Origin of the sequence: Sphingopyxis indica (assembly GCF_900188185.1) — a bacterium.
In the GTDB taxonomy this organism is placed as follows: Bacteria; Pseudomonadota; Alphaproteobacteria; order Sphingomonadales; family Sphingomonadaceae; genus Sphingopyxis; species Sphingopyxis indica.
On record NZ_FZPA01000007.1, the window covers coordinates 85,050 to 97,234 of the forward strand.

At 60.9% G+C, this 12,185-nt stretch carries 8 protein-coding genes and 1 pseudogene; 5 read left to right on the forward strand and 4 right to left on the reverse strand.

Annotated elements, in window-relative coordinates:
• The 4 genes from CHB69_RS10725 to CHB69_RS10740 all read right to left on the reverse strand — a co-directional run bounded on the left by CHB69_RS10725 (position 1) and on the right by CHB69_RS10740 (position 6,014).
• Positions 1 to 885 carry an SUMF1/EgtB/PvdO family nonheme iron enzyme gene (locus CHB69_RS10725; protein ID WP_212541917.1) on the reverse strand — a complete coding sequence of 295 codons (885 nt, stop codon included), beginning with the start codon at positions 883 to 885 and terminating at the stop codon, positions 1 to 3.
• Positions 882 to 2,609, reverse strand: coding sequence for an arylsulfatase (locus tag CHB69_RS10730; protein ID WP_245836711.1), 1,728 nt, complete (start codon positions 2,607 to 2,609; stop codon positions 882 to 884). The genes CHB69_RS10725 and CHB69_RS10730 overlap by 4 nt, the downstream gene beginning before the upstream one ends.
• Entirely contained in the window at positions 2,597 to 5,056 is a 2,460-nt protein-coding gene (locus tag CHB69_RS10735; protein WP_089216011.1) for a TonB-dependent receptor, read from the reverse strand. The genes CHB69_RS10730 and CHB69_RS10735 overlap by 13 nt, the downstream gene beginning before the upstream one ends.
• 76 nt (positions 5,057 to 5,132) lie before the next feature.
• Positions 5,133 to 6,014, reverse strand: coding sequence for an SMP-30/gluconolactonase/LRE family protein (locus CHB69_RS10740; RefSeq protein WP_089216012.1), 882 nt, complete (start codon positions 6,012 to 6,014; stop codon positions 5,133 to 5,135).
• Positions 6,015 to 6,362: 348 nt separating this feature from the next.
• Here CHB69_RS10740 and CHB69_RS10745 point away from each other — a divergent pair, with 348 nt between their 5' ends.
• From CHB69_RS10745 to CHB69_RS10765, 5 genes and pseudogenes are all read left to right on the forward strand, one after another.
• A complete protein-coding gene (locus CHB69_RS10745) occupies positions 6,363 to 7,937 on the forward strand; it encodes a class I adenylate-forming enzyme family protein (RefSeq protein ID WP_089216013.1) in 1,575 nt (524 codons plus the stop codon).
• Positions 7,934 to 9,130, forward strand: a complete 1,197-nt coding sequence (locus CHB69_RS10750; RefSeq protein ID WP_089216014.1) for a thiolase family protein — start codon at positions 7,934 to 7,936, stop codon at positions 9,128 to 9,130. The genes CHB69_RS10745 and CHB69_RS10750 overlap by 4 nt, the downstream gene beginning before the upstream one ends.
• Before the next feature lie 42 nt (positions 9,131 to 9,172).
• A complete protein-coding gene (locus CHB69_RS10755; protein ID WP_089216015.1) occupies positions 9,173 to 10,087 on the forward strand; it encodes a fumarylacetoacetate hydrolase family protein in 915 nt (304 codons plus the stop codon).
• On the forward strand, positions 10,074 to 11,879 hold the full coding sequence (locus CHB69_RS10760; RefSeq protein ID WP_212541918.1) for a flavin-containing monooxygenase: 1,806 nt from the start codon (positions 10,074 to 10,076) through the stop codon (positions 11,877 to 11,879). The genes CHB69_RS10755 and CHB69_RS10760 overlap by 14 nt, the downstream gene beginning before the upstream one ends.
• Before the next feature lie 41 nt (positions 11,880 to 11,920).
• Positions 11,921 to 12,124, forward strand: a pseudogene (locus CHB69_RS10765) (integrase core domain-containing protein); the annotation flags it as partial.
• Positions 12,125 to 12,185: the final 61 nt, after the last annotated feature.

Here is a 12,185-nt window from a genome sequence, read left to right on the forward strand (position 1 = left end):
TCAGTCTCCTGATGGTTGTGATTGACCGTGGGGCAGCCTTTCACGCCGCACAGTTCTGAACCCAACGTGCGAAGTGGCGATTTCGGTTTCTTGCGGCACCGCCGCCGAAGGCCGAAAATTTGCACAGGCATTGAATGAACAAAGATATGACCCGCCCTTCAGGACCGGGGTTCCATCAGCGACGCTGCGTGTCAGCTCCCAGACGTTTCCAATCATATCGTAGAGTCCGTAGCGGTTCGGCGGAAAGGACCCGACCGGCGCAACGCCGGCAAATCCGTCCTCGGCGGTGTTAAAATCCGGGAAAAGTCCTTGCCAGGTATTGGCCAGCGGAGTTCCGTCCACAGCATAGGCCCATTTCAACGAGGACGTGGAAGCGGAATCGCCGCCTGTCGCTGCGCGTTCCCACTCGACGTCGGTCGGCAGATCCCTTCCCGCCCATTTGGCGAATGCAAGTGCGTCGTCGTAAGTAACTTGGGTAACCGGTTCGCATCGGCTTGCTTCTGGCTGACCGGGGCCCAAAGGGTGGCGCCAATCTGCTCCTAGTACCGCGACCCACCAGTTTCCTGTCAATCGGGCAGCATCGGAGCGGCGATGGAAGACGGCCGACCAGCCGACGCGCTCGGCATGGGTACGGTAACCAGTCGCTTTGACGAACGCCTCGAACTGGGCAACGGTGACCTCCGTCCGATCGATAAGGAATGCACGACCAGCTGGTGCCGAACCCCCACTGCCGTTGGGGCCAGCCGCAGGCACGTGCACTTGCCCGGGTTTGCCGGCACAAGTACTCACCGGCGGGGTAGCCGGTCCGCTGCTCAGCGACGCGAGAAGTGCCGTCACGACAATCGCCGAACCAGACGCGAACGCCTTGGCGAATGGCAGTTTCAACGTGTGTCTCCGCTGGTTTTGGCAAACGCGCGCCCAGGTAAGACTACCGAGTTCCGTGCTGCATAGCGTTCCCACTCACGCCGCATGGCGTTAAGACGCTGAGGCTGCTCTGCCGCAAGGTCGTGAATTTCGCCCGGATCATGCTTCAGGTCGAATAGCTGCCAATGGACTTGGTCGAGCGGAGTATGTTCCTTGAACAGCGGAATAAGGCTGGGTTGGAACACGGCCTTCCACCGACCAACGCGGACGGCGCGCCGATACAGCAGTTCCCATCCCACCATATCTCGTTCGGAACGGACTTCCGACACACGGCCCGCCAGCAGGTCGATCCAGGATCGTCCTTCGGGGGCGATGACTGGCTTTCCCTTTACGACACGTTCCACTGAAGCATGCACTAAGTCGAGCACGGTAGAAACGACGTCGGTGACATGAGTCACCGTTCCGTTCAGCTTTGCGCTCCGGACGCCCGGGCCGGCGATGATCGCCGGAGTGTGGATTCCGCCCTCCGTCATATCCAGTTTCACTCCGCGGAATGGTGTCGAGCTGACCTGCGCCCAAAGATGCCCCGTTCCTGTATAGGATCGCGCCGTGCCGACGCTCTCCAGGCTGTTGTCTATCGACGTGCCGGCGACTTTACCTGGTTGCGGCAGATCGAATGGATGCTCGATCGGGTATCCTTCCGCACCGTTGTCAGACAGAAAGATAATGATCGTGTTGTCGAGCTGGCCCGACCTTTTCAGATAATCAATGATCCTTCCGACATTCTGATCGAGGCGATCCACCATCGCGGCATAGACTTCCATCTTTCGCAATTGGATCGATTTCTCAAGCGGACCCATGCGGTTCCACGCCGCGGCATCCACGGGATAAGGTACCACGTCGTCCTTAACGATGCCGAGCCGCTTCATCCGTTCCAGCCTGGCCTTCTGGACGACGACAGGGCCGGCGTCATAGTGATGGCGATAGCGGGCGATATCTTCGGCGGGAGCCTGAAGCGGCCAGTGAGGACCTGTGAAGGCGAGATAGGCAAAAAACGGTCGCTGGGCCTGCCTCTGCTTAAGGAATTCGATCAGCTTCGTCGTAAAATAATCGTCACCGTAAACGCCCAGCGGGAAGTAGGCAGGTTGGCCATTCAAAACGTAATCCCTTCCTGCACCCACCATCCGGTAAGCAGGCCCTTGGTCATATCCAAAGTGATTATGGTCTCCCTGCAGCAGGGCAAAGGAACGGTCGAAGCCGCGGTCACTGGGAAACTGGCCGCGCCTTCTTCCAAGATGCCACTTGCCGGTCATCATCGTGTCGAAGCCAGCCATCTTGAGCCGTTCAGCGAGTGTCGCCGCGCGCTCATTGAGGTATCCCTCGTAACCCAAGGCGCCGCGTTGCTCCGGCGTGAGCAACTCCGCCATGCTGCCTAGGCCGACCTTGTGATTGTCCACTCCTGTCAGAAGCATGGCCCGTGTCGGCGAACAGGTCGACGATGTGTAGAACCCTGTCAGCCGAACGCCGCGGCGAGCGATTGCGTCCAGATGGGGGGTGCGGATTTCACCGCCGAACGAGCCCAGGTCGGAGAAGCCGAGATCGTCGGCAACGATCAGCAGGATGTTGGGCGGGCGAGTCGTCTGCCGCGGCCTGTCCGCCGTGCTGGGCGCGCCGCCGAGAAGGGCAGCGGCAGCGACCAGCAGACGAAGAAGAGCCCGCCGAACGCTCACCTCTATTGCCGCCACGACAGCTGAAGTCCCACGGAGCGGCCGGGATCTTCAAGGACCTGGAAGCTGCCCGGGCTCGCGATATTCTGGCGCCAGTTCGCCGTCCGCTTGTCGGTCAAGTTCTTGCCGACGACCGCCAATTCCCAGCGGCGGTTGCTCGGGCCAATGGCGAACCGGGCGTCGATCTTCGCATAGCCGGGCTGACTGAGGTTCTTGTCGGCAATCGGCTGCTGATAGTACCACGACGTGAAATAGACATTGGTGTCGAAACGGAAGTCGAGAGCAGCATTGAGCGGCCGGTCCACGGATAACGCTACGTTCCCGCTCCACTCCGGAGCAAAGGCCCGGCGTTTCCCTGAGAGGTCCTGAGTGCAGGGATTCGCGAAAAGCGACTGCAGAGCCGTGCACGGCGCATTTTCGTAATCCTTATAGCGCGCGTCGAGGTACGCAACATCCGTGGCCAGCGAGATTCCGTCGGCAATCGTGAACCTTGCAGTCAGCTCGACGCCCTTGCTCGTCGACTTCGCGACGTTCCCGACGATCTGCCTGGTCGTTCCAAGCTCCGTGAAAATCGTCGTTGTCTCCTGCAAATCGTTATAGTCGCTGTAAAATGCCGCGACGTTCACGACACCCCTGCCGCCAAGGATTGTCGATTTCACACCCGCTTCGAATGCATCCACGGTTTCGGGATCGAAGATCGACTTGCCGGCGTATCCGGCGAAGCCACCGGCCTTGAATCCTTTGGCATAGGACACATAGGCCATCACGTTTGGGCGGACGTCGTACTCGACGCTGACAGCAGGCATGAATTTTTTGTCGGTTCGCGAAGTGTCGTCGAACTGTCCTGGCTCCACGCCCACGATCGGAAACAAGATCGCTTGTCCGCCAGGCGGGCCAGGAGTGAAGTCGTCGGGGTTTGGCAGAGAGTCAGCGACGGTTCCAAGAACAGTCTCTCGGGAAGCCTTCTTTTTCACGATTGAATAGCGGCCGCCAAGATTCAGTCGCGAGTGCGGCAAAAGGCGTAGCGTTGCGGACGCAAAGGCAGAATAGGTGTCATTCTTTTCCTGGTTGCGGATCATGAAGGCGATCTTGTCCGCTGGAGTGAAAAAGCCGGGGGCGAAAGCGCCGAAGGGCAGGAAGAACTCTCCCTGGTAAGTGCTCGCGTCCAGGCTGCTGTTGTAATAGTACAGGCCAGCCATATACTCGAGAGTGCCACCGGTGGGTGATTGGAACCTCAGCTCCTGACTGAACAGGTGGAAGTCCTCTAAGATCAGGTCGGGGAGGGATTGCGTGGTGTTGAACACGCTACCGCCCTGGTCGGGTGGAAAGGGCAGCACATCATTCAACAATTCATACTCGTGCTCGAAATATCCGGTGGTCAGGGTCAAGGAGTGCTGACCGATGCCGATCGTTGTGGTCTGCGCCGCCTCCAGATAATCGTAGTTGAAGAACGAGCCCGCGGTTGACGAAACGCCGTCGAGCTCGTCGTCGGCATCGCCTCCGGCGGCGGCAAGGTAGCGCTGGCAAACAACAGCCCGGGGCAGAAACTCGGGCGGTGGCGGACAGCTGACGAGTTGAGTCGACCAGACGCCATCGTTGCGCATGCGGCCGACGTCGACACGCGCATCGACGGAAACGCTTTCCGCCGGTTCCCATGCCAACGCGACACGACCGATTTTCTCCCGCGTCCGCGGCGACGTGTCATCGAGATACTCGTTCTTGATGTAGCCATCCATGCCGTTCGCTCGGCCGGCAACACGAACCGCCAGGCGCGGCGTCAAGGGGACTGAGATCCCGGCTTCGACGCTATATTCTCCGAAATTGGGAGCGTAGAACGCTGTCGCGTTGGTCTCCAGCGACTGCGATGGCTTTCTCGTCGTGATGTTGATCGCGCCGGCTATGGTGTTGTTTCCGAAGAACGTTGTCTGCGGACCTTTGAGGATTTCGACCTGCTCGACGTCGAACAACGCAGCACGGATCGCTCGCGACCGCGGCCGATACACGCCATCGACGAATACCCCGACTGATTGCTCGAATCCAAGATTGAGCGATGAGCCAACTCCTCGAATGTTAATCAGATCCGATAGAGGCCCCGGGGAGATGCGGACGTTGGATACTCGGGAAGCAACTGTTTCGACGCTTTGGATGTTATAAACGTCCAGTGATTTTCCGCTGACCGCCGAGACGGAGATGGGGACGTCCTGAAGCCGCTCCGTCCTCCGCCTCGCAGTCACGACAATGTCGCCTACAGCCAAATCTTTATCTTTGGTTTCCTGCGCTACCTCATCGGCCGACGTCGCGGCGGGTGACGGTGCGTTTGGCTGCTCGGTTTCGGGCGGATTGACCGGCTGAACCGCCGGCTCTGCGCCAGTCTGGACCATCGCGGTTTCCGCCATCGCCGCCGAACTCCAGACAGCAAGCACGGAAACCCCTGCCGTCAAAACGGCAAAGGATGCCTTCATCATGTCTCTCCCCTCAACGGTGCTCGTCTGACCGCACGATCGAGTCCCACAATCATTTCACAGCCCCACTTTTCATGAGTTATGGAATCCCGGCGCCTGCTACGGAGATTTCGATCGTCTCTATCGAACAGGATGACTCGCCTCTCATGAATCTCTCCGGCGTCGTTTCCGACAGGACCAGGAACAACGTGCGCCGGTCAGCCCCCCCGGTCACACATGCGGCCGCGAAGCGGCCATCGACGTCGACCACCACGGCGATTTCGCCGCCCTCGCGCGCGCGCAAGACTTCGCCAGTTTCTGCTGAGGCCACCCACACTGCGCCTTCGCGGTCAAGGCAGATTCCGTCTGGCGTGCGGCCATCAAGTCGAGCAAATTCGCGGCGGTCCCCAAGTGAACCGTCCGGCCGGATTGAAAATGCGGTCAGACGATGCGCGAAGGTTTCGGCAACGATCAGCGTGTCGCCGTTTTCGTTTATGGCCATGCCGTTCGGAAAGATCAGACCGTCGGCAACCTCGCTGGCCTTCCCATCCTCAACCAGAACGAGGTTCGTCGGTTTGGGATCGACGCCCTTGAAGAGATTGCACCCGGCATTGCCCACATAGGCGCGGCCATGTCGATCGATCACCATGTCATTGGGCGTACCGCGGCAAATCGACGAAAGATCCGCGTAAGCATCCATCTTTCCGCCGGCGACCGAGAGAAGCATCGAATCTGTCATCGAAACGACGATCATCCGACCGTCAGGCAGCCAGCCGAGGCCGGACGGCGCACCAGGAACTTCGATGATGGTTTCAACCGTCGCGTCGGCTCCGATGCGCACCACCCTTTTGCCAAACATGTCCGAAACGAAGAGGGCGTCATCGTGCCAGCGTGGGCCTTCGCCGAACTGAAGACCGGTCGCATAAACGTGTCTCGGCTGGGCAATCCGAGTCGGACCTTCGGCTTCGACCCGCCCGCTCATTCGAGTACTCCGTCGATGTCCCAGCGGGCACCTTCTTCCCCACGCATATCTGGCAACACGCGGCCGCGTTCTTGACCGATCGGCTTCTTCGCCGTCGCGCAGAAAGCTCGCCCACTGGTCGCGCACTTCACGATTGATGCTTCCGCAGCAGTCACATTCATGCCTTGATCACCCCCCCCTCCTTCCGAAGTCCGACGCATGACAAGTATGCCCCACGGGATATATAAAGGCAATAGAGAGATATCATGTGGCTTAAAATATTTTTTCGGTGGACGGCAGATGCAGACCATTGTAATATCCTGTCCATCGACTTGGCAGTGCCTCAGGTACGTTGTGTGCTAAAAGCTCATGAGGAGTGGGCAAGTGTCCTCACCGTTGCCGTCAGTGAATCGCAACGTTCCACGTATCACGAGGCTGCTTGCGCAGGCTACGCGCGCATTCGCCAACAAAGATGCGATTTCCACTCCTGGGGCCAAGCTTTCCTATGGCGGCATGTTCGCCAGAATGTTGGCGCTCTCGGAACGGCTGTCGCAGCTTGCGCAGCCCGGCGCGCGGATCGTCGTTTTCATGCACAACGGCATTGACGCAGCCCTGCTCCCGCTATCCTTGCGTGACGCCGGTCTGGTCGGCGTTCCCGTGAACTGGAGGATGTCGCCTCTCGAGCTTGCTAACGTTGTCAAGGCGAGCGAGGCGGAACTGGTTCTTCACGACTCGGCTTCGGCCGGTCCGGTCCAGGAAGCACTGGCAAGGTTGTCCGAAACACGCGTGCGGACTGTGCCGGTCGAACAGCTCGACCTCAACTCGATTGCCCATGCTGATCCGGGCGCACGGCCTGACGCGGATGAAGGCGCGCTTGCTTCGATTCACTACACATCGGGCACACTTGGAGCGCCGAAAGGCGTGATGCAGAGCCACCTCAACTGGGAGACTGTGTGGCGCAACCTGATGACCGTGAGGGACTTCAGGCGAAGTGACGTCGTCGCTTTGACCGGACCACTCAGTCATGCTGCCGGCACCTATGTCGTCCCCCTGCTGCTGTCCGGTTCGACCATCTTCCTGCCGGAAAACACTGATCCCGATTCGCTGGCGCGCGAGATCCGAGACCATTCAGTCACGGTTCTGCAATGCGTCCCGACGCTCATGACCCGACTGATTGCATCTGACGCTTTTTGCGCCGCTGCCCGGCAGTCGCTTCGGCTCATCGTCTACGGTGCCGAAAGCATGCCTTACGCAACGTTGCGGGCGGCGGTCGAAAGCTTCGGCCCGATCATCGCGCAGAACTATGGGTTGACCGAGGCGATGATGACTTGCGCAACCTTGCCACCCGACGAGCACGCTGTGTTCAGCAACGGCAAGCTTGTGGAGCTTCGGCATGGTGTGGTCGGCAGGCCGTATCCCTTCGTCGAACTCATGGTTCGGCGCAAGGACGGCAATCCGGTCGAGGGGGACGAAATCGGCGAGATCACGGTTCGCTCACCCCACATCATGCTCGGCTACTGGCGCGACCCGCAGGCGACCGCGGAGGTCCTTCGTGAAGGATGGCTGTGGACAGGTGACCTCGCCCGCTGGACCGCAGATGGCTATCTCTCGCTCGCCGGCCGAAGAAAGGACATGATCATCTGTGGCGGAATGAACATGTACCCCGCCGAGGTCCAGTCGTTCCTTTGCCAGCTTCCCGACGTTCGACAGTGCGCGGTCTTCGGCTTGCCCAGCGCAGAGTGGGGTGAGGAACTCGCAGCGGTCGTAGTCCTGGCCGCTGACGACGAAGAACGACGAGAAAGCTTTCGCCGGAAGGCCCGCTGCGATCTCGGAATCCGAACGCCCAAGCGGTGGATCTTCGCGCAGGACCTGCCACGAACAGCCAACGGGAAGATCGATGTATCGGCTCTGAAGGCGCTCGCGGAGCGGGAAGCTGCACAATGATTCGCTCTGGCGTTTTCATTTACGCCGTTGGTCGAACGCCTTTCGGCAGGTTCCTTGGACGCCTGGGGGGATACAGCCCCGCCGAGCTCGGCGCGTTGACCCTAGACACTCTGCTGGAACGGACAGGCGTCTCGCCTGATGCGGTCACCCGAGTGGTTGTCGGTACTGCGATGCCGGGCGGTGGAACACTCACGGCTGCGAGGCAGACCGTGCTGCGCTCCCGCGTTCCTTTCTCGACGCCGTCGCTGGGAGTCGACCGCGCCTGCTGTTCAGGAATGTCGGCAATCGCCCTGGCAGCGACGGAGGTCGCCGCGGGCGCAGCGGGACTCTTCATCGCGGGCGGCGTCGAAGTGCTCAGCCGCACTCCACGCCTGTTCGAGCGCTCGTTTCACAGGATGGGGAGCCTTGAGCTGAAGGATCCGCTGCTGCTCGATGTCCCGTTCGGCGAGGGCTCTATCGCGGGTTACACGAGCGAAGAGGCGCTCAAAGCCGGAGTAGATCGCGAGACTCAGGACGCCTGGGCCCTGCAAAGTCACGAACGTTACTTCAAGGCGGAGCGGGAAGGCTTCTTTGCGTACGAGCGGTTTGCCGTCCCAGCCCGCCCGGCGACAGGCGGCCCGTCCGGGGATGCGGTTACCACCGACGAAAGCCCCCGCAGTGACACCAGCGCCGAGTCACTCGCGGGACTGCCCGTTGTACGGGGCAGCTCAACGATAACGGCCGGCAACGCGCCGGGCCTGAACGATGGAGCGGCCTTCGTGTTGCTCGGCAATGAGGAGGCCGGGCGCAACAACAATCTCGAACCCATAGCCGAACTGGTCGGGACGACCTCGGTCGCGGAAGGGCCGACCTCCGGCACGCGAACACCGGCGCTTTCAATCCTCAAGATGCTCGAAGAGCAGCGCCTGAGCATTGCGGACGTAGACGTTCTTGAGATCAACGAGGCCTTCGCGGCGACACCGCTCGTCAGCACGCTGGTGCTTGCGGAATTTGACACGACGTCGGCCGAGCGCCTTCGCCGCAAGACCAACCCCAATGGCGGCGCGGTCGCGATCGGCCATCCGATGGGCGCCAGCGGTGCGCGGCTGGTCATGACCGCCATTGCGGAACTGCGCCGGCGCGGTGGTGGCAGGGGCATTGCAGCAATCTGCGGCGGCTTCGGACAGGGCGAGGCCATCATGGTCAACGTCTAGCGGCACATCTTTCGCCTGTGATCATTGAGGACTGGGGAGCACATGAAAATTGCACGATTGAGCAGCGGTGGATTCGGGGTCGTGGAGGGTGATCGACTCCTGGATGCAAGCCACCTCGCAGACGCGATGGAACGGACCGACCATTGCGATCGCATGGTCGATATCATTGTCGGCTTTGACCGGTTCAGATCCGAATTCGACCGGGCCAGGGCCTCGCTGCCTTCACTGCCCCTGTCCGAAGCCGCGCTGGATTCCCCAGTGATGCGGCCGGGCAAGGTGGTGGCCATGGGGTCGAACTATCTCGAAGGGACCGATGGTCCGCCCCTTCCAATCTGGGCCTTCGTGAAATCGCCGCAATCGATCACCGGGCCAGGAGGCACCATTCGGTTGCCGCCGGTGGCGGCGAAAGTCTTTCACCATGAAACAGAGCTGGTCGCCGTCATCGGCAAGACGGGGAAGGACATCAAGGCGCAAGACGCCCGGTCTCATGTCTTCGGCTATATGGTCGGAATAGATGTCTCAGGCCGCCGCGATGTGCTTCCGCAAAGCCTTTTCAACAAGTCGCACGACACCTTCTCTCCAATCGGCCCGGTGATCGCGACCGCCGACGAAATTCCCGATCCGCACCGGCTCGGCGTTCGTCTGTGGGTCGACGGCGAGCTTCGCCAGGATTTCAGTACGTCGGACATGGGGCACAACGTCTGGGAGAGCATCTCCTACGTGTCGTCGGTGACCACGCTCAATCCCGGCGACCTCATCTTCACCGGCACCAACCATCAGGGACTTGGACCGCTTCAGGACGGGGAGATGGTCGAAGCCGAGATTGAGGGCATCGGTCGGCTCGCGCTTCGAGTGTCGGATCCGCTGAAGCGCAGCTGGCCCAAGGGTGTGGATACGGAAATTGGCCAGCGGGTGCTGCGCATGTTGAGAGAGGGGAAAGCCGTTGGAAGCGTTTGAGGAGATCATGCCGGATTCGAGGGCCGACAACGCCGCGGACAGCTCCGACATAGCTGCCGGATGGGTCGAGCGGTTCAACCGGGCGCTTGCTTCAGGCGAGGAAGCGCAGCTCGCGAACGTTTTCCTGCCGGAGGGCTATTGGCGAAATGTGGCTGGCCTCGAGCGCGGAATCCGAACCATAAGCGGCGCGCCGCGCATTGCGCGCGAGCTATCCGCAGCCGCCAGGCGGTCCGGCACGAGGGCGGTCCGCCTCGATACGCAACTTGCTCCCCCGATGCCTGGCGAATTTGCCGGGCGGCGAACGATCGATGCCTGGCTCCGCTTCGATACCGCCGTCAGTACCGGGGTCGGCCAGGTCAGGCTGGATATTGCCGAAGGCCCCGAGGCGCCTCGCGCCTGGACTTTGATGACGGCGATCGACGAGCTCAAAGGACATGATATCGAGACCGAGCGCCGAAAGCGCGACGGCACTGCCTTTGAGCGCGACTGGAAGCGGCCGAACTGGACCGAGCAGCGAAAGTCGAGCGCGGCATTCGCTGACCGCGAGCCCAGAGTGCTGATTGTTGGGGCCGGACACGGCGGACTGACGGTAGCCGCCTGGCTCAACGCACTCAACGTGGACAACCTTGTAGTCGATCGCCACGCGCGCATCGGCGACAGCTGGCGGAAGCGCTACAACAGCCTCAAGCTCCACAGCCCGACGGCCAGCGTGCATTTTCCTTTTCTCAGCTATCCGCCCACCTGGCCCAAATACATTCCGAAGGACAAGATCGCCAACTGGATGGAATTTTACGCCGACGCCATGGAGATTAACTTCTGGCCAGAGACGGAGTTTGTGTCGGCGACCTATGACCGCCCCTCTCTATCATGGGAGGCTCATCTCAAGACCGGTATATCCGCAGAACGCGTTGTGCGACCGGCCCACATCATACTCGCCACCAGCCAGATCGGCGCGCCCTACATCCCGGATATCCCGGGCATTGCGAACTTCAAGGGGCCAGTGATTCACTCCAGCCAGTTCAGCGGGGGAGCGGCCTGGGCAGGAAAGCGAGTGCTGGTGATGGGGACCGGGACGAGCGCACACGACATTGCCCAGGAACTGCACGCGCATGGCGCGCAAGTCACCATGGTGCAGCGGGGGACGACCGAAGTAATCAAGATCGAACCAAGCGCGCATGTATATCTCGACGCGCTGTACGAACTCGATGGGCCATCCCTTGCACTCAAGGACCTCATTGCCTGCTCGGCTCCGATCGAGATCGTCAAGGCCGAGCACCGCCGTTTGACAAAGCTCGTGCGAGCTAATGATTCCGATTTGCTCGACCGTCTCGAACAGGCTGGGTTCAAGGTCGAGCGCGATCCCGAGAGTGGCGGCTGGCCGATGAAATACTTCACCCGGGGAGGCGGCTATTACATGAATGTCGGCTGCTCGGACCTCATCGCCGACGGCGAGATTTCAATCGTCCAGTTCGACCAGATCGAGTCCTTCGAGACGGGCGGACCCGTTCTGTTGGGCGGGCGCAGGATTCGGGTCGACCTCGTCGTGCTCGCAACCGGGTACAAGGGCTATGATGATGCCCTCCCCCGCTGGTTTGGCGATGACATTGCTGAAAGGGTGGGCCAAGTCTGGGGTATTGACCCCGAAACCGGGGAACTACGAAACATGTGGACGCCTACCGCACAGCCTGGCCTGTGGTTCGCTGGCGGTTCGTTCGTCCACAGCCGAATCTATGCAAAATATGTTGCCCTCCAGATCAAGGCAGAGGAAGAGAAGCTTTGCCCCGCTAGCTAGATGAGTAGATGAAGCTCGACAGCGAGACGGCGCGGCAGCAGCATGAGCTCTTGAATGGGGAGATCTTCTATACACTGGCCGAGGCGAAATCCTGATCGAGGCCTGGCGGCAGCACTACAACAACACCGTCAAGCCGCACAGCTCGCTGGGCTACCGGCCGGCCGCCCCAGAGACTGCGACGCCGCCACGGCCGCCCTCCTGTTTCCGTGCGGCCGGCCATGGCACCGGAGAGGACAATGTGCTAACAATCAAACTGGACCACTCGGTGGGGGCCGATCACCTTGAAGGGGTGCGCAGCGCCGAACC

Coding starts and splice junctions, on each gene's coding strand:
- CHB69_RS10735 (WP_089216011.1), bottom strand. CDS start 5,056: ATGATGAAGGCATCCTTTGCCGTTTTGACGGCAGGGGTTTCCGTGCTT.
- CHB69_RS10740 (WP_089216012.1), bottom strand. CDS start 6,014: ATGAGCGGGCGGGTCGAAGCCGAAGGTCCGACTCGGATTGCCCAGCCG.
- CHB69_RS10745 (WP_089216013.1), top strand. CDS start 6,363: ATGAGGAGTGGGCAAGTGTCCTCACCGTTGCCGTCAGTGAATCGCAAC.
- CHB69_RS10750 (WP_089216014.1), top strand. CDS start 7,934: ATGATTCGCTCTGGCGTTTTCATTTACGCCGTTGGTCGAACGCCTTTC.
- CHB69_RS10755 (WP_089216015.1), top strand. CDS start 9,173: ATGAAAATTGCACGATTGAGCAGCGGTGGATTCGGGGTCGTGGAGGGT.